General features: G+C 58.0%; 18 protein-coding genes. 2 read left to right on the top strand and 16 right to left on the bottom strand.

The window, feature by feature from the left end:
- Positions 1 to 83: 83 nt before the first annotated feature.
- The 7 genes from PMI22_RS03000 to PMI22_RS03025 all read right to left on the bottom strand — a co-directional run bounded on the left by PMI22_RS03000 (position 84) and on the right by PMI22_RS03025 (position 6,210).
- Positions 84 to 1,442 (bottom strand): MATE family efflux transporter, encoded by a 1,359-nt coding sequence (locus tag PMI22_RS03000; protein ID WP_007948815.1) that lies wholly within the window; start codon positions 1,440 to 1,442, stop codon positions 84 to 86.
- Positions 1,443 to 1,556: 114 nt separating this feature from the next.
- Positions 1,557 to 2,777: an organoarsenical effux MFS transporter ArsJ gene (gene arsJ, locus PMI22_RS03005; RefSeq protein WP_007948813.1), complete on the bottom strand. Its 1,221-nt coding sequence runs from the start codon at positions 2,775 to 2,777 to the stop codon at positions 1,557 to 1,559.
- A gap of 9 nt (positions 2,778 to 2,786) precedes the next feature.
- On the bottom strand, positions 2,787 to 3,791 hold the full coding sequence (locus PMI22_RS03010) for an ArsJ-associated glyceraldehyde-3-phosphate dehydrogenase (RefSeq protein ID WP_007948811.1): 1,005 nt from the start codon (positions 3,789 to 3,791) through the stop codon (positions 2,787 to 2,789).
- 48 nt (positions 3,792 to 3,839) lie between these two features.
- A complete protein-coding gene (gene arsH / locus PMI22_RS03015; protein ID WP_007948810.1) occupies positions 3,840 to 4,556 on the bottom strand; it encodes an arsenical resistance protein ArsH in 717 nt (238 codons plus the stop codon).
- Between the two features lie 63 nt (positions 4,557 to 4,619).
- A complete protein-coding gene (locus PMI22_RS30970; RefSeq protein WP_081502840.1) occupies positions 4,620 to 4,991 on the bottom strand; it encodes a metalloregulator ArsR/SmtB family transcription factor in 372 nt (123 codons plus the stop codon).
- 146 nt (positions 4,992 to 5,137) lie between these two features.
- On the bottom strand, positions 5,138 to 5,473 hold the full coding sequence (locus tag PMI22_RS03020; RefSeq protein ID WP_007948808.1) for an AzlD domain-containing protein: 336 nt from the start codon (positions 5,471 to 5,473) through the stop codon (positions 5,138 to 5,140).
- Complete coding sequence (locus tag PMI22_RS03025) at positions 5,470 to 6,210, bottom strand: AzlC family ABC transporter permease (protein ID WP_007948807.1); 741 nt, start codon at positions 6,208 to 6,210, stop codon at positions 5,470 to 5,472. The genes PMI22_RS03020 and PMI22_RS03025 overlap by 4 nt, the downstream gene beginning before the upstream one ends.
- Positions 6,211 to 6,412: 202 nt before the next feature.
- On the opposite strand from PMI22_RS03025, the gene PMI22_RS03030 reads away from it, so the two are divergent.
- Complete coding sequence (locus PMI22_RS03030) at positions 6,413 to 7,273, top strand: hypothetical protein (RefSeq protein WP_157214464.1); 861 nt, start codon at positions 6,413 to 6,415, stop codon at positions 7,271 to 7,273.
- Between the two features lie 64 nt (positions 7,274 to 7,337).
- On the opposite strand, the gene PMI22_RS03035 is transcribed toward PMI22_RS03030, so the two are convergent.
- The 9 genes from PMI22_RS03035 to PMI22_RS03075 form a co-directional block, all read right to left on the bottom strand.
- The gene (locus PMI22_RS03035; protein ID WP_007948805.1) at positions 7,338 to 8,033 is read right to left on the bottom strand and encodes a tRNA (adenine(22)-N(1))-methyltransferase; all 696 of its coding nucleotides are present in this window, start codon (positions 8,031 to 8,033) and stop codon (positions 7,338 to 7,340) included.
- 169 nt (positions 8,034 to 8,202) lie between these two features.
- Positions 8,203 to 8,949 carry a fumarylacetoacetate hydrolase family protein gene (locus PMI22_RS03040; protein ID WP_007948804.1) on the bottom strand — a complete coding sequence of 249 codons (747 nt, stop codon included), beginning with the start codon at positions 8,947 to 8,949 and terminating at the stop codon, positions 8,203 to 8,205.
- Positions 8,946 to 10,382: a dihydropyrimidinase gene (gene hydA / locus PMI22_RS03045; protein ID WP_007948802.1), complete on the bottom strand. Its 1,437-nt coding sequence runs from the start codon at positions 10,380 to 10,382 to the stop codon at positions 8,946 to 8,948. The genes PMI22_RS03040 and hydA overlap by 4 nt, the downstream gene beginning before the upstream one ends.
- A gap of 124 nt (positions 10,383 to 10,506) precedes the next feature.
- A complete protein-coding gene (locus PMI22_RS03050; RefSeq protein ID WP_007948801.1) occupies positions 10,507 to 11,403 on the bottom strand; it encodes an allantoinase PuuE in 897 nt (298 codons plus the stop codon).
- A gap of 52 nt (positions 11,404 to 11,455) precedes the next feature.
- A complete protein-coding gene (locus tag PMI22_RS03055) occupies positions 11,456 to 12,319 on the bottom strand; it encodes a MurR/RpiR family transcriptional regulator (RefSeq protein WP_007948800.1) in 864 nt (287 codons plus the stop codon).
- A 37-nt stretch (positions 12,320 to 12,356) separates the two neighbouring features.
- Positions 12,357 to 13,592, bottom strand: a complete 1,236-nt coding sequence (locus tag PMI22_RS03060) for a cysteine desulfurase-like protein (RefSeq protein WP_007948799.1) — start codon at positions 13,590 to 13,592, stop codon at positions 12,357 to 12,359.
- 21 nt (positions 13,593 to 13,613) lie between these two features.
- Entirely contained in the window at positions 13,614 to 14,348 is a 735-nt protein-coding gene (locus PMI22_RS03065; RefSeq protein WP_007948798.1) for an amino acid ABC transporter ATP-binding protein, read from the bottom strand.
- Complete coding sequence (locus tag PMI22_RS03070) at positions 14,345 to 15,022, bottom strand: amino acid ABC transporter permease (protein ID WP_007948797.1); 678 nt, start codon at positions 15,020 to 15,022, stop codon at positions 14,345 to 14,347. Before PMI22_RS03070 ends, PMI22_RS03065 begins: the two co-directional genes overlap by 4 nt.
- Positions 15,023 to 15,086: 64 nt before the next feature.
- Positions 15,087 to 15,863 carry a transporter substrate-binding domain-containing protein gene (locus PMI22_RS03075; protein WP_007948796.1) on the bottom strand — a complete coding sequence of 259 codons (777 nt, stop codon included), beginning with the start codon at positions 15,861 to 15,863 and terminating at the stop codon, positions 15,087 to 15,089.
- A gap of 402 nt (positions 15,864 to 16,265) precedes the next feature.
- Between PMI22_RS03075 and PMI22_RS03080 the strand changes: the two genes are divergently transcribed.
- A partial coding sequence (locus PMI22_RS03080; protein WP_007948794.1) for a DUF1302 domain-containing protein occupies positions 16,266 to 16,981 on the top strand: 716 nt, incomplete at its 3' end.

Raw genomic sequence — 16,981 nt, 5'->3', positions numbered from 1 at the left:
CCTCAGGCAATTACGCCCGTCGGTTTCATCACGCAGTCCCGAAGAATTGTCGGCCTGACCGTGGCCGACATCAAGCGGCGCCGCTACACCAATCGCTGGATTTTCTGATGCCGCCAAACGAAGCGGTAATACGCCGTCTGCAACGCCAACATCCCCAGGTACGCCACCGGAAACGCCATCCACACGCCCTGCAAACCAAAATGCCCGTCCAGCACATACGCCACCGGCAACTGCACCAGCACCACGCAAAAAATCGACACCGCCATCGGCACCAACACCGTGCCACTGGCGCGCATGATGCCACCGACAATCGCCTGGAAGCCAAACACCAACAGACTCCAGAGCATGATGTGCAACAAGTGTTCGGCCATTGCTCGCGTGGCGTCATCGGTCAGGAACAGCCCCAGCAACCAATGCGACAACAGGTAACCGAGCAGCACCAACCCGCCGGTCAGGCACACGTTGATCAGCAGCCCCGTGCGCAAAATCGGCCCCATGCGCTCGATGTGCCCTGCCCCAATCGCCTGGGCCCCGAGAATCGACGCCGTGATCGCAATCGACAACGCCGGAAACTGCACGTAATTGACGATTTGCGTCACCGCCCCGTACGCCGCCGTCGCTTGCGAGCCGTGCTGATTCACCAGCGCCAGAATCACCAGTTCCGACACCGACAACACCACCATCTGCAACCCGGTCGGCAAGCCGATGCGCAACACCTTGCCGAGAATTACCCGATCCAGCTTCATCGCCGCAAACATCTCCCGGTCTGGCGCCAACGGATGCCCCTTGCGAATCAGCCGCCATGCCAGCCACCCCATCGCCGACAAATTACCCGCCAACCCCGCGTACGCCGCACTCTGAATGCCCATTATCGGCAAGCCGAGCCAGCCACGAATCAACGCTGGCGTCAGCGCCAACCCGATACACGTCGACACCACCAACGCAATCAGCGGTGACAGCGTATCGCTCACCCCGCGCAGCAATTGTGTGAACAGCACATAGACCAGCAGCGACGGCATGATCCACATCATCACGTGGGCGTAGGACACCGCGTCGTCCAGCACATCGGCCGGCGTGCCCAAACCCTGCAAGGCTGGCCTGGCGAACACACTGCCCAGCACCGCGGCGGACAACCCTATCATTGCGCCCAACAGCAAGGTGGTCGCGGCGATGGCCTTGACCAGATGAGGCTCACGCGCGCCCCAAGCCTGACCGATCAACACACTGGCACCCGCGCCGAGGCCGATGACCAAGGCGATAAAGAAGAAGACGATGGGGAACATGCCTGACACGGCCGCCAGGGCCTGGGTGCCGAGCATCTGGCCGATGTAGATGCTGTTGACGGTGCCTGACATGGATTGGAGGAAATTCGACAGGACCATCGGGGCGAGGAACAGGAGGTAGGTTTTCCAGAGAGGGCTGGATTGTGCGGGGGTTTGCATGGAGGGGCCGTCTCGGATGGGGGCGCGGTTTGGGGATTCTACGCCAGGGCAGCGTTATCAGACCGCTCTTGTTCAGAGGATTTGGAGAACATGGAACGTCATGTCTGCTAACAGTTATTCACTCAGCGCGTGACGGGGCAATGCCATTGAAATCAACGCTGCAAGCAGCACGAATGCACTCGATATCCATAGGCACGCGCCCAGCCCGGACACCTGGTAAACCCAGCCGGACAGCACCGTGCCTATCAACCGCCCCAAGGCGTTCGACATGTAATAAAACCCCACATCCAGCGAAACGCCGTCTTCCTTGGCGTAGGACACGATCAGGTAGCTGTGCAACGACGAATTCACTGCGAACAGCACGCCAAAAACCATCAGCCCACCCAACAGCACTACCTGTTGCGACAGCCCGGTGTTCAACCCGAGCGCGATGGCTGCCGGCAGCCCCGCCAATGCAAGTGCCCATAAAAACGCCGCACGACCATCCGGTACGTGCCCTCGCTTCTTTCCGGTGATGTTGGGCGCGAGGGATTGCACGATGCCGTAGCCAATCACCCAGGCGGCCAGGAAGCCGCCAACCTGCCAGAAGTCCCAGCCGAAGACGCTGCTCAGGTACACCGGCAAGGCCACCACAAACCAGACATCACGGGCACCGAACAGGAACATGCGCGCTGCCGAGAGGATATTGATCGCCCGGCTTTTGGACAGGATGTCGCGAAATTTTGGCTTGGCTTTGGCCTTGCCCAAGTCCTTCTTCAACAGGATCAAGCTGCTGATCCATATCAGCGCCAGTACACCCGCCATGGCCAGCACGGCGCCTTTGAAGCCGATCAAGGCCAGCAAGGCTCCGCCCAGAAAGAAGCCGACACCCTTGAGTGCGTTCTTCGAGCCGGTGAGGATCGCCACCCACGTGTAGAGCTTGCCCTGCTGCCCATCCGGAACCAGCAGCTTGATCGAGCTTTTGGCGCTCATCTTGTTCAGGTCTTTGGCAATTCCCGAGAGTGCCTGCGCGCCCATCACCCATGGGATGGTCAGCCAGGCGACAGGAACCGTCAGCATCAACAGCGCCGCGACCTGGAGGCCCAGCCCGATGTTCATGGTCCGGTTCAGTCCCAGCCGGGCACCGAGGTAGCCTCCCACCAGGTTGGTGATCACGCCAAAGAGTTCGTAGAACAGAAACAACGCCGCGATTTGAAGCGGGCTGTAGCCCAACGCGTGAAAGTGCAGCACCACCAACATGCGCAAGGCGCCGTCGGTGAGGGTGAAGGCCCAGTAATTGCCCGTGACTAGCAAGTACTGCCGCACTTGCGGCGCGAGGGCTGACAACGCTTTCATGACCGCTCCTTAAACCGCCCCACCGACCATTCTGGCCAGTTCGACGGTGCGGTTGGCATAGCCCCATTCGTTGTCGTACCAGGCATAGAGTTTGACCTGGGTACCGTTGATCACCATGGTCGACAGCGCATCAATGATTGATGAGCGCGGATCGGTACGGTAGTCGATGGACACCAATGGACGCTCTTCAAAACCGAGAATGTCTTTGAGTCCATTCTCGGAAGCGTCCTTGAGGAACTGATTGACCTCTTCGGCAGTGGTGGCCCGTTCGACTTCAAAGACACAGTCAGTCAGCGAAGCATTGGCCAGCGGTACACGCACGGCATGACCATTGAGGCGTCCGCGCAGTTCCGGGAAGATTTCAGCGATGGCCGTCGCCGAGCCGGTACTGGTTGGAATCAGGCTCATACCCGAAGCACGCGCACGGCGCAGATCCTTGTGCGGCTGATCGAGGATGCTTTGGGTGTTGGTCAAGTCGTGGATGGTGGTAATCGAACCGTGGCGAATGCCCAGCTTTTCGTGGATCACTTTCACCACTGGCGCCAGGCAATTGGTGGTACACGAAGCGGCGGTGACGATGCGATGTTGCGCCGCGTTGAACAGCTGATGATTGACGCCCATGACGATGTTCAACGCGCCCTCTTCCTTCACGGGAGCGCTGACCACTACGCGCTTCACCCCTTGGTCGAGGTAAGCCTGAAGCACGGCGACGGTTTTCATCTTGCCGCTGGCTTCAATCACCAGATCACAGCCCGACCAATCGGTATCGGCAATCGCCCTGTTGGCCGTTACCTTGATGCGTTTGCCGTCGATGACGATGTTGTCGCCTTCGCAATCGGCCTGGTCATTCCAACGGCCATGCACCGAGTCGAAGTTCAGCAGGTGCGCATGAGTCGCCGCGTCACCTGCCGGATCGTTGATCTGCACGAACTCAAACTCCGGCCAGCGCCAGGCTGCTCGCAAAGCGAGGCGACCGATTCGGCCAAAACCATTGATGCCAACTTTGATCGTCATGTTGTTGTGCTCTGTATCTGCTGTCAGTGGGAGTTCGACCGGGTGTCCTCAGATGGAGCGCTGATTGACACGTTTCATGAGTTCTTCTGCCGACTCTTTGCGCTCGGAATAACGATCAACCAGATAGTCCTGACGGTCACGAAGCAGCAGCGTGAATTTCACCAACTCCTCCATCACATCAACGACACGGTCGTAGAAGGGAGAAGGTTTCATCCGGCCGTTATCGTCGAATTCCATATAGGCCTTCGGCACAGAGGACTGGTTGGGGATGGTGAACATACGCATCCAACGTCCCAGCACCCGCAGCTGATTAACCACGTTGAACGACTGCGAGCCACCGCACACCTGCATGACGGCGAGGGTTTTGCCCTGGGTCGGGCGTACGGCGCCCATGGCCAGTGGCACCCAATCGATCTGCGCTTTGAACACTGCGCTCATATTTCCGTGACGCTCTGGAGAGCACCAGACCTGGCCCTCTGACCACAACACCAAGTCGCGCAGCTTTTTCACACGTGGGTGATCATCTGGTGCGTCATCTGGAAGCGGCAAGCCGGATGGATTGAATATCCGCGTCTCGGCGCCGAAGTGCTCCAGCAATCGAGCGGCTTCCTCTACCAGCAGACGACTGAAAGACCGCTCACGAGTCGATCCGTACAACAGCAAAATGCGTGGCTTGTGGGTGGAGGTCTTTTCGATACCGAGTTTGTCTGCAGACGGGAGGTCAATCAGACCGGCATCGAGTTGGGGCATATGGTCATCAAACATAGTCATTGTCCTGCGCAATGGCGCTCTTGGGTTCATCGAGCGATCTCGTAGTCGAAGGCGCTATCAGGCGATCTTGCTTTCACAGCAGGCCCGTGCCCGTTGAGGACGGTCACCCATTCCATCAAGGCGTTTGGTGTCAGGGCTTAACCAATGCGCGTTGCGTTCAAGCACGGTGGTCAGCACTTGATGGACCCAATCAGGGAGAGTTGGGTGCATTCGGTAATAAACCCATTGGCCTTGCCGACGGTCAGACAGCAAACCGCAACTGCGCAACTGCGCGAGGTGTCTGGAGACTTTTGGCTGACTCTCATTCAACGCGCAGGTCAGCTCGCAAACACACAGCTCTCCTTCACGGGTGATGAGCAGCATTGTGCGCACCCGAGTGTCGTCAGCCAGGCATTTGAAAACAGTGGTGGGTGTCAGAGGGTCAGTCATTTCGTTTCTCAGTGTTTGTATCTGACTGATCGAAACGCTCTCCTGCGCAAGGACACGGGCTTTGCTGGTCAGAGTGAAGTCACAGCCCATATACGGGAAAACGAATATATGGCTTTCCGCATATAAGGTAAATAGCCGACTCCAGATTAATCCATCGAGGCCACCAAAAACTTGAAAAGCCACAGCACTCCCATCCCGACCGCCAGCGTCAGGACAGTATTTCGAGTCTGCCAGGCGACCCACGCAGCAATAATGGCAGCGGGTATCTGAGGGTTATTCAACACGAATTCACTCTGCCCATTGGGGTACACCACGGCAGGTAGTACAAGGGCTGCCAGCACACTCGCCGGAACATAAAGCAAGGCTCGACTCAGCAGCGCCGGAATTCGCAATCGACCATAGAGTTCGATAAAGGAAAGTCGCATGGCGAACGTTCCCACACCGACCGCCAGGAACAGCCCCCACAAAGCCAAATCACTCATTGCGGCTCCCTCTCGACGTCATGGGGCTGCGCCTCGCGCAATGGGCTTTTGCGAAAACGCTCGATCAGTAGAGCCGCCATGACACCGCCGATGGAAGCGGTTACCAGCCCAAGGTTATAGGGCATATCGACCGCGAACACGGCAAGCAGCCCGCCGACCGAGGCGGCGCCCAGACTCGCCGCGCTACGTATGCCAGGAACCAGAAGCGCCAGGAAAGAAAGCGGTATGGCAAAGCTTAAGGACCAGGTATCGGGGATGCTTGCGCCCAGGTAAACGCCCGCCAATACCGACAGTTGCCATGTCAGCCACATGGCAATAGCGGTGCCAGCATAGTAGTGGTGTGCGAACTGCCCCAGCTCCCCAGAGGAAAGCTTGAGACTGGACAGTGCGTAGGACTGGTCAGAAAGCATGTAGGACAGCGGCCATGTCCAGCGCCGGGGTAAATGATGCAGATGGGGGGCCAGTGACGCGCTGTACATGATGAAGCGCAAGTTGATGACCAGGGCCGTGACCACAATCGCCAACGGCACAACGCCCGTATGGAGCAGTTGCAGTGCGACCATTTGCGCGGATCCTGAATAGAACAGCAGCGTCATGCCCATGGTGGTGCCAGGTGACAGGCCCAAATTGATTGCCATGACCCCCGTCAGCAAGCCGAATGGAACGACACCGGGACTCAATGGAAGGAGCGCCCGGACGCCTTGCATAAACGCTTCCCTTCCTGTTCGGTAAGGCATTTCTACTCCTCTTTTTTTTGTGTGCTCGCCGGCCGCTCTGATTCCGGGCCGCCGAGGCGTTGCGCCTGCCGCAATGCGGCCTGAGCGGAATTTTATATTCAACAATACCAAACCTTAGAGAATATTTAACGTCCACTCTCTAGAAGCAGTAATTATGCCCATCGGACCAATCAGTTCAGCCTACATCCCTCAAGCGAGCGTAATGCCCAAAGAATCCAACACCGCACCTACCAAACCTGATCCCAAAGCGATGTCGCACGGTTCACATATACTCATCGCCACTACCTTTCAAAAAATCAGCCAGGCCACTTCAGCACTGGACAAACTCGCCGTAAAAATCCAGGACTCCAAAGTCACACTCGAAACACTGAGAAAATCTACTTACGAAAGCGTCGACGGTCGTTCTAACACAGAAAGAGGACCGTTAAGAAAAGACGCAACCAAAGAGGACAACCAAAAATATAATCATCTATTAAAAGAGTTTGGCGTACTGGAAGCCAGCATCAAGCAACGCACAGACCAAAACAGTTACCTTAATATGGACCTACTCCTGCAATCGCTCAAGGCCCAGCCTCTCCACGACGACTTCAACAGTCTCATGGGCCCACAAGTTCCAGCTTATATTTATAAAGGCAATGCTTTAATCCCACCCCAACAAATCGCCGAGGCCTTTGAATGCATCACCCACTCTACATCAGCGATTGATGAACTCGCAGCGAAACTCACGGAGTTTGAGATCGATCTCAGGGATTTGAGATTAACGACATACGAAAACATTGACCTGCACACAAACCTGACAAAAGCACCATTAACACAGGAAGAAATGAAAAAAGCCCAAAAAAACTACATCGACAAACTGTATGAGTTCAATGCGCTGAGAACCAACACTCAAGAGCTGTCAGAGGGGAATCCTTACTTCAATATGGATTCTATTCTGCACATTCACGAGAGCTCGCCCATCTATGGTGATCTTGATGCCCTCAATAGTGGGCAATCAATACCTAACCTAAAATATAGCGACAGGGCCGGCTCAATGGACATTGATTTTTCAAAATTGGACTAGTCAGGAATGTAAGTGCAACACTCTATTAGCCTCGGCTTGAGACAGGCTAATTGGCGCCTCCTTTTCAAACCAGCAACTCGGTGATCCACCGGGCCTGCCGGGCGATGTCCTGCACCTTTTCCTCGGGCACGGCCTGCCGCGCCCGGGCGAAGTGACTCAGGGTCTTGTGCTTCTCGCGCAATATGCGCTGCCACTTGATCAGGAACGCGGGGCTGCGGGCCTGCATCTGCAGCGGGCCGAAATACAGTTCCTCGTCGGTGTACATTACCGGCCCGTCGCGCTCGGCGACGATGATTTCGTAGTCGAAACGGTTTTCCCGCAGCAATTCCTCGCAGAGGATGCGGTAGCCATTGTCCATTAGCCATTGGCGCAGCGGCTGCTCGCCTCCGTTGGGCTGCAGGATCAGACGCTCCTGGCCACTCAGGTGCGCCTTGCCGTTGTCGAGAATGTCGCGAATCGTCTCGCCGCCCATGCCACAGATGCTAATCGCGGTGATCCCGTCTCCCGGCTCGATCGCCGCCAGGCCATTGGCCAGGCGCACGGTGATCTGCTGGTCGAAGTCGTTCTCGCGCACGGTGCGCTCGGCCGAGCGAAACGGCGTCAATGCTACCTCGCCGGCCACCGCCGCTTCGATGACACCCCGGCGCATCAACGCTACCGGCAGGTAGCCGTGATCCGAACCGATATCGGCCAGGCGCGCACCTGCCGGCACATGGGCTGCCACGCGCTCCAGGCGCATGGACAATGTCTGTTCGTTCAACTGCTATTCCTTTTCACCACAAACGCCCGGCACCTTAGCCAGATCGGGAGGCGATTCTGCCGGGCAACGCCGTGCAATTCAAATCCCTGCGACCACGGCCATTAACTGCGCTCCAGCCAGGCACTGGCGATTTCTTCACGCGTGGCGAACCAGACCCCACCGTAACGCATCAAGTCGACAAGGCAACCCGTCCTATCCCGGCAAACTCAACTTCCACTTGCACCCCGGCCGGCGCCCAGTAGATACCGGTCCAGCTACCACAAGCCACCAGGTCACCGGCTCGCAAGGGGCTGCCCAGTGCTGCAGCGTGACGCGCCAGCCACGGCAGCGAACTCAGCGGCTCACCGAATGGATGGCTGCCAACGCCGACGAACTCAGGCTCCCCGGCCACCCGCAACGCCACCTGTTGTCTTGACCAATCCGGCATTTCCCCCAGCTTTTGCGGTGCACCGAGAACCAGCGCGCGGTTGAGTTGCTGGTCGGCCAGCCGAAGCAGTGGCGCGGCCTGATCGCCCTGCAGCCAGCGCGTGCCACACAGTTCGATGCCCGGCATCCACACATCAACCGCCGCACAGGCCATGGCCAGATCAGTGTGCTGGTCGAGGTCGCGCGACAGGCGCACGATCAATTCTCCCTCGATCCCGAAACCGAAGGCATCGCCCGGCGGAACCTGCCAACCCGACGGGTATACCGCCATTGCCGGTACCGCGGCGGCGCTGATCAGCCCTCCCGGAGCGCCACCCAGTTTCCAGGCCGCTGGCGGCCCGGAGGCGAACCAGCCGAGGGCATCCGCTACCTGGTGCTGCACGGCATAGGCTTCGGCTTCGCTAGCCAGTTCCAGGATTGGCAACGGTTGTTGGCGCCCCTCGCGCCAACCACGAATCAGGCTGGCGGCCACCTGTGCGACAGCACTCACAATGGCAACTCAGTCTTGCGTCGGCGCAGTTGCGCGGGCGCCGGGCGCTCGCACGGCAGAAACCGGCCGCGACCCGCCTCACCGCGCGGCTCGCCGTCCCAGACCACCTCACCGCGAGACAGGGTCATGGCCGGCCAGGCGCTCAGCGTCATGCCGGCGTAAGGGGTGTAATCGACGTTGTGGTGCAGCATTTCGTTGCACAGCTGCACCGACTCACCTTCGTTCCAGATCACCAGGTCGGCATCAGCACCAATAGCGATGCTGCCCTTGCGCGGATACAGCCCATACATCTTGGCGGCATTAGTGGAAGTCAGCGCAACAAAGCTTTGCGGGGTGAGGCGCCCAGTGCGCACGCCTTCGGACCAGAGCAGTGCCATGCGGGTTTCGACACCGGGAATGCCATTGGCGATCTGGTCGAACGACACCTCTTCACCGTGGGCTTTCTTGCCATTCGGGCCATCGAAGCGAAAGGGTGCGTGGTCTGACGAGAAAATCTCGAACGAGCCGTTCTCCAGCCCATCCCAAATCACCTGCTGGTTTGCGGCATCTCGCGGCGGCGGGCTGCAGATGCACTTGGCACCTTCGAAGCTGTCGTCACACCCCAGCGAGTCGGCGGTCAGGAACAGGTACTGCGGACAGGTTTCGGCGTACACCTTCAACCCCTGGCTCTGGGCCCAGCGAATCTGCTCCACGGCCTCGCGACCCGACACGTGCACGATCAGGATCGGCACGTCCACCAGCTCGGCAAGGGCGATGGCACGATGGGTCGCTTCGCGCTCCACCAGCATCGGCCGCGACGCGGCGTGGTAGCGCGGCGCAGTCAGCCCGGCTGCCAGTAGTCGCTCGGTAAGCCAGGCGATGCAATCGCTGTTCTCGGCGTGGAGCATCACCATGGCGCCCTCACGGCGCGCGACCGACAACGTCTCGAGAATCTCCCGGTCGCCCAGCTTCAGCGCATCGTAGGTCATGTAGATCTTGAACGATGTATAGCCTTCAGCAATCAAGGCCGGCAGTTCTTCACGCAGCACCTGCGGGGTGGGGTCGGTGACGATCAGGTGGAAGGCATAATCGATCACCGGTTTGTTACCCGCCCGACGATGGTAGTCATCGACGGCAGAGCGCAGGCTTTCGCCCTTCTGCTGGCAGGCGAACGGGATGACGGTGGTGGTGCCGCCGCAGGCCGCCGAGACCGTGCCGCTGAAAAAGTCATCGGCCATCACCGAGCCGTCGCCAGTCGGCTGGTCGAGGTGCACGTGGCTGTCGATGCCACCGGGGGTGACATGCCGGCCTGCCGCGTCGATTTCCTGGTGACCTTGCGGCAGGTCCAGGCCAAGGGAGACGATGCGCCCATCACGAATACCGATATCGCTGGTGAACGTGTCCGCGGCGGTTACCACGCGGGCGTTGCGAATGACCGTATCAAAAGGTTGCATATCAGGCCTCTTCCAGAAGTAACCGGCACCAGCCGGTCAGGCGGGCTGGCTGTTCCCCGTGAACTTTTTCATCACAGTGGGGAATAGCGCATCATTTTTTTGATCCGGTGTGGTTGCCACGCAATCAAGCTCGTTCAAGCCAGGCACGGGCGATTTCTTCACGCGTGGCAAACCAGACCCCACCGTGTTGCCTGGCATATTCGATGAATTGCTTGATCGCCCTCACCCGCCCGGGACGGCCCACCATGCGTGGGTGCAACCCGATCGACATCATGCGGGGGCCTTCAGCGGACTCCTCATAAAGGACCTCGAAGCTTTCTTTCATGTACTCGAAAAAGTCCGATGCCTGGGACAGACCCGGCGAGTTCCAGTAGCGAAAATCGTTCACGTCGGCGGTATAAGGCACCACAAGGTGACGCTGCCCCTCGACCTCGACAAAGTAGGGAACATCGTCGTTGTAGGCATCGGAATCGTAGAGAAAGCCGCCCTCTTCCACGACCAGCCGACGTGTGTTGACGCTGGCACCATACCGGCAATACCAGCCAACAGGACGCTTGCCACAGGTGCGCTCGAATGACTCGATCGCCAGGCGCATGTGTTCACGCTCCTGCTCTTCGGTCAGGCGAAAGACTTCCTCCCAGCGATATCCGTGGCTGCAAATTTCATGACCACCGGCTACCGCCGCATGGGCGACATCGGGGTTCTGCTCAAACGCAACTGCGCAGGCATGAAACGTCGCGCGAACCGATTGTTGGTCGAGGATATCCAGAATTCGCCAGATCCCGACGCGGGAACCGTACTCATACATCGACTCCATCGCCAGATTGCGGGTGCCGTCGGGTATTGAATAGCTGCCCCATTCGGTCATCGATTCCTGGTCCGGATCGCCCATGGCCAGCGAGCGCTCGGAACCTTCTTCGTAGTTAATGACGAGGCTGATGGCCAGACGCGCACCATTGGGCCAAGTGCCTTGAGGGCGTTTTTTACCGTAACCGATCAAATCGCGGGCAGGTGAAACCATCGGGATGTACTCCTGAAATTCTGGCTATTGGATCAAGGGTAAAAACTGGGGTTTAACAGTCGATATCGTTCAACCGGTCATGACTCAGGGAACCCCACTCGCGAAAGGCCAGCCCCATGGCCAGGGTTTGGGCAATGCAGAACGAAGCCGTGAGAGAACGAAAGCCCAGTAACTCGGCGTCGTTGACCTCAATGACCGTATCGGCCATCTGCCCGATAGGGCTGAGAACGCTGTCAGTGATCGCAACCAGCGTCACACCCGCTTCCCTCGCCTGACGACAGGCCTCAACGGTGTCACGGGCGTACGGCGGAAAGCTGACGGCGATCAACAGATCATCATCGGCAATCGCACTGACCTGTTCGGGCAACGTGCCGCCCGCGCCACTGATGTGCACGGTGCGCTGACCAACGCGGCTCAACGCATAACTGAGGTACGCAGCCACCGGAAACGCGCGGCGCATGCCGATGACGAAGGTGGTGCGAGCGGCTTGCAAGTGGGCGATAGCGGCTTCGATATTGGCCTGTTCGCCGCCCTCCGCCAGGTGCTCCAGAGAAACGATATTGGCCTGGCTGAATTCCCGCAGAATCCCGCCGACATCACTTGGATCTTCCAGCAAGGTTTCACCGCCGTAGTGGCGGATTCGCTCGCTATAGTGGGTGTCGGCAGCCTGTTGCAGCGGTGCGCGGAACAACCGCTGCAAATCCTTGAAACCTGAAAAGCCAAGGGCCTGTGCCAGCCGAATATAAGCCGAAGGTGCGATGTTTGAACGCTTACCCAGTTCGGCCACCGTGCTGAGTGCGACCTCATGCGGGTTGTCGATCAGGAATCGTGCCGCATCGCGCAGGCGACCTGTCAGTTGTTCGTGCTGGGCGGCGATATTGTCACGCAGCTCTGCAAGGGTTTCAGGTAAGGCCATAGGGAAGGCTCGTAAAAATTAAAAGTGTGTGCGTCGATCAACGTAACGCCGTGATGGCTTGATCCAGCGCAGTGATGAGCCGGTCGACTTCTTCCAGCGTGTTGTAATGCGCCAACGACACCCGCACTACCCCGCCAAACCGGTCCAGCCCAAGGGCTTCGATCAGTCGCCGCGCATAGAAATCACCAAAACGGATACCGATCCGGTGCTCATCGACCCTGCGCACTACCGCTTCGGACTGAACGCCCTCGACCACGAAACTGATCGTAGGCACCCGATGGCGTGTATGGGACTTGCCGATGATTCGCACACCCTCGCGCTGACGTAAAAACGCCAGCAAACGCTCGGCGAGCAGATCTTCCTGCACTTCGAAGGCATCGAAAGCCGCCTGCATGCGTTTACGCTCGCTGCCTTCGGCGCCAATCCGGGTGCTGATGTCGAGCAGGTAATCGCAAATGCCGATGCAGCCGAAGGACAACTCATAGTTGACGTTACCGGGCTGCAATTTGTAAGGCACAACGTCCTGGCCGATAAAGAAATGGTTGAGGCTCGGCAACTCCAGCAACAGATACCGACGTCCCCACAGCACAGCGAAGTGCGGACCGAAGGTTTTGTAGAAGCTGTAGACGTAGAAATCGGCGCCGCTGGCCTGCACATCCACCAGACGGTGTGGCGCATAAGCGACGGCGTCCACGCACAGCTTGGCGCCTGCCGCATGGACACGCCGCGCAACCTCGGCCACTGGATTGACCGAACCGAGAATATTCGAGGTGTGGGTCATGGCCACATAACGGGTGTTGTGATTGAGCAGGACCTGCAGGTCATCCAGTTCAAGCTCGCAACTATCAGGGTTGACCTCCCACACACGCAGGGTCGCACCACGGCTTTCGCAAAGCCTGACCCATGGGCCGATGTTCGCTTCGTGATCGCAATTGGTGACGATGATCTCATCGCCCGCAACGATTGACGGAGCGATGGCACGACACAGAATTTGCAGCAAGTGGGTGGTAGAGCCGCCCATGATCACTTCTTCGGGATGCTCGGCGTTGATCAATTGCATCACCGCGTGACGCGCTTGCATCACGCGCTCACCGGCGTCGACAGAAGCCTGGTAGGAAGCGCCCAGTTGCACGCTGCTGTTGAGCAGGTAATCGCTGACCCGCTCGGCCACGGTGCTCAGCACCATTGAGCCACCGGCGTTATCCATGTACGCATAACCGCCGGCGAGACCTGGAAATTGCTTGCGAACGTAATCAATATCGAGAGGATTCACTCTACTTTTCTCCAGTCTGAATCAATGATGCAAGATGGCCTGCAGGAACGCTTGTGTGCGGGGTTCCTGCGGTGCGGTAAAAAACGGTTCCGGGGTGTTCTGCTCAACAATGCGTCCGCTTTCCATGAAGATCACCCGGTCGGCGACCCGACGGGCAAAACCCATTTCGTGAGTGACCACGACCATCGTGACGCCGGAACGAGCGAGGTTTTGCATGACGTCGAGGACCTCGCCCACCATTTCCGGGTCCAGTGCCGAAGTCGGTTCGTCGAAAAGAATCGCGCGGGGCTCCATGGCCATGGTGCGGGCAATGGCAACACGTTGCTGTTGGCCGCCGGACAATTGGCTGGGGTATTTGTGCGCATGATCGCCCATGCCGACCTTCACCAGGAGTTCCTTGGCTCTGGCATGGGCATCACGCCGACTCAGACCGCGCACACGGATCGGCGCCAGCGATACATTGTCGAGCACAGTGAGGTGCGGATAGAGATTGAAGCTCTGAAACACCATGCCCACTTCACTGCGGATGGCGGCCAGTCGCGGACCGCTTTCAACCCGCTCACCCGCCACGCGGATATGCCCTTGCTGGTAGTTCTCAAGCAGATTGATGCAGCGGATCAAGGTCGATTTTCCCGAGCCGGACGGGCCAAGAATGACCACCACTTCGCCTTCTTCAACCTGCAGGTTGATATCGCTCAACGCCTTGAAGTTGCCGTAGTACTTGTCGAGTTTTTCAATGTCGATCAACGTGCTCATGCGGTTTTTCCTCCAGAGGCGTTGCGACGTTCAACCCAGCTGACCATTTGTACCAAGGGCAACAGCAGCAACAGGTACAGCAACGCGGCCCCTACCAGCGGCGTCGGATTGGCCGCCAGTGCCTGCGCCTGGGTGGCCTGCTTCAGCAAGTCGGGCATCGCTACCACTGAGGCGAGCGCCGTATCTTTCATGACATTGATGCAATTGCTGGTCATGGGCGGCATGACGATGCGGATGGCCTGCGGCAAAATGACGTCGCGCATGGTGTTGAAAAAACTCATGCCCTGAGAGGCCGATGCTTCGAACTGCCCCCGGGGAATGGCTTCGATGCCCGAACGAAAAATCTCCGCGCTGTAGGCGCATGAGACCAGCGAGAGTGCGCTGGCGGCGGCCGCAAAAGATGACAGCCGAATGCCGACAAAAGGCAGCGCGTAATAGATCAGCACCAGCAAAACCAGCAGCGGAATGGAGCGCATGATATCGATGTAGATACGCGCAAGTGCTCGAACCGGTGCGTAGGAGTACAACCGCAGCAATGCCAGCAAAAGGCCGCCCACCAGGCCCAGGGCAATACTCACCGCCCCCAGCAAAATGGTCACGCCCAGACCGCGCATCATCAGCGGAAGCGACTCGACGAGCACGTTCCAGTTAAAGAAAGTCTGTAAAAGATCCATGGGTTACCTCGGTCAATACAAGTGGCGAACTGGTGTCGCCACTTTCACGCATTATCGGCAAGGCTTACTTGAGGACAGCGGTCACCTGCAGGGTGCTCGAATCTTTATTGGCTTCGGTACCGAACCACTGTTTGTGGATTTTTCCGAGCGTGCCGTCTTCTTTCATCTTGCTGATGATGTTGTTGACCTGATCGCTCATGTCCCAGCCTTTAGCGTGCATCAGCGAATAGCGTTCGCCGGTGGGAATTCGCGCAACGATGGAATACTGCGGCTTGTCCTTGATGTAATAGAGCACCGCCGGAATGTCGCTGAGGTAGCCATCGATTCGCCCCGAGCCCAGATCGAGCATGGCCGGAGAAAGCCCTTCGTAACGCGAAACATCGGCGAACTTGTACTCGTCTTTGTGTTGGCCTATCCACATATCACCGGTCGAGCCGGTGTCGACGCCCACAACCTTGCCGTTCATATCGGCCAGGCTCTTGACCTTGGACGTGGTCAGTGCGGTGAGGGACTGGTCGCTGTCGAAGTATGGCTGCGCAAAGGCTACCGACTCGAGACGTTTCGGGGTGATGGTGATGGATGAAATAGCGATGTCGACACGTTTGGATTGCACGGCACTGAACAGGCCGTTGAATGGAATGTTGACGAACTCGACGCTTTTTCCGGCGCGTTTGGCTACCTCTTTTACAACATCGACTTCGAAGCCGACGAACTCACCTTTGGAATCCTGAAACTCCCAAGGCACGTTGCCGACGTTAGCACCCACGGTCCAGTCAGCGGCCCAGGCCGGCAGAGAAACTGCGGCCGTCATGAACAATCCCAACATCAATTTCGCTTTCATGTTTGCTCCCGATGTTTATTTTTTAGGTGCTAACAGCTGATTTCGTAAAACGCAGGATCGAGACTAGACCAGTGAAGTATTTAATTCAATACCGCTGATCTGTGAATTTTTTACTCCGGATCCGAACTCAGTTTAACCAGCGAGGCTTTGGCTTTAACAACTGATATATCCAAAGAGTATAATTAGATAATTATTTATTCCTTTTGTTGTTTGTCCGATGCGTGCATTTTTGCCGCCTGCAAACGCGCGCACGGGTTCTACAACAACAAGGAAGCGACACCATGACCATCAAAGCGATCAACGTCCTTAACCCGTCAAAGGGTGTCATCAAGGAAAGTCCGGGGAGCAGAGTGCGGGAGTGTCGCTACGCTTGTAAAAATTACAAGCAGGTGGAGACACGCAATGCACAACAATAAGTACCAAGGCTTCACGGTTTCGCGTTACACCTTGCTGGCTTCGGCCATCCTGGCGGCTTCCATACCGACCGCCCAAGCGGTTGAACTGGATACGGGCAACCCGGACTGGACCGCTCGTATCGATAACACCATCAAGTACAACTACGGTGTGCGCACCGAAAGTGCTGACAAGCGCATGTTGGGAACGCCAAACAACAACGATGGCGATTACAACTTCCGCAAGTCCGGCACCAACATCACCAACCGTGTCGACCTGCTGACCGAAATGGACGTGGTCTACAAAAACGCCATGGGCTTTCGCGTCAGTGCCGCCAGCTGGTACGACAAGGCGTATGCCAACACCGGCTCCAACTCCAACCCGTTCGTGAACGGCAATGACTCACGCTCCGGCCTGGTCGCCAACGATCCACGTCTGGCCGGCGTCACCAACGACAACGTCGGTTTTGGCAGCCCGCACCTGAGCAACTACGCTCAGCGTTATTACAGCGGTCCGTCTGGCGAAATTCTCGATGCGTTCGTGTTCTACAGCACCGAAGTGGGCGAGGAATCTCTGTTCAGCGCCAAGGCCGGTCAGCACAACGTGTTCTGGGGCGAGACCATTCTCAACCCGGTGCACTCGATCAGCTACGGCCAGTCCGGCCTCGACCTGGCCAAACTGGCTGCATCGCCGGGCACGGAAGCCAAGGAGCTGTTCGTTCCGCG

The sequence above is a fragment of the Pseudomonas sp. GM21 genome, assembly GCF_000282215.1.
GTDB lineage: Bacteria > Pseudomonadota > Gammaproteobacteria > Pseudomonadales > Pseudomonadaceae > Aquipseudomonas.
Note: the sequence above shows the minus strand (reverse complement) of the source record. Positions and strands in the feature narration are given on the sequence as shown.

Excerpts from the sequence above, each read along its gene's own strand:
- PMI22_RS03030 (WP_157214464.1), top strand. The coding sequence starts at position 6,413 with ATGCCCAAAGAATCCAACACCGCACCTACCAAACCTGATCCCAAAGCG.
- PMI22_RS03050 (WP_007948801.1), bottom strand. The coding sequence starts at position 11,403 with ATGGTTTCACCTGCCCGCGATTTGATCGGTTACGGTAAAAAACGCCCT.
- PMI22_RS30970 (WP_081502840.1), bottom strand. The coding sequence starts at position 4,991 with ATGACTGACCCTCTGACACCCACCACTGTTTTCAAATGCCTGGCTGAC.
- PMI22_RS03010 (WP_007948811.1), bottom strand. The coding sequence starts at position 3,791 with ATGACGATCAAAGTTGGCATCAATGGTTTTGGCCGAATCGGTCGCCTC.
- PMI22_RS03020 (WP_007948808.1), bottom strand. The coding sequence starts at position 5,473 with ATGAGTGATTTGGCTTTGTGGGGGCTGTTCCTGGCGGTCGGTGTGGGA.
- PMI22_RS03025 (WP_007948807.1), bottom strand. The coding sequence starts at position 6,210 with ATGCCTTACCGAACAGGAAGGGAAGCGTTTATGCAAGGCGTCCGGGCG.
- PMI22_RS03070 (WP_007948797.1), bottom strand. The coding sequence starts at position 15,022 with ATGGATCTTTTACAGACTTTCTTTAACTGGAACGTGCTCGTCGAGTCG.
- PMI22_RS03065 (WP_007948798.1), bottom strand. The coding sequence starts at position 14,348 with ATGAGCACGTTGATCGACATTGAAAAACTCGACAAGTACTACGGCAAC.
- PMI22_RS03075 (WP_007948796.1), bottom strand. The coding sequence starts at position 15,863 with ATGAAAGCGAAATTGATGTTGGGATTGTTCATGACGGCCGCAGTTTCT.
- arsJ (WP_007948813.1), bottom strand. The coding sequence starts at position 2,777 with ATGAAAGCGTTGTCAGCCCTCGCGCCGCAAGTGCGGCAGTACTTGCTA.
- PMI22_RS03000 (WP_007948815.1), bottom strand. The coding sequence starts at position 1,442 with ATGCAAACCCCCGCACAATCCAGCCCTCTCTGGAAAACCTACCTCCTG.
- arsH (WP_007948810.1), bottom strand. The coding sequence starts at position 4,556 with ATGTTTGATGACCATATGCCCCAACTCGATGCCGGTCTGATTGACCTC.
- hydA (WP_007948802.1), bottom strand. The coding sequence starts at position 10,382 with ATGCAACCTTTTGATACGGTCATTCGCAACGCCCGCGTGGTAACCGCC.
- PMI22_RS03055 (WP_007948800.1), bottom strand. The coding sequence starts at position 12,319 with ATGGCCTTACCTGAAACCCTTGCAGAGCTGCGTGACAATATCGCCGCC.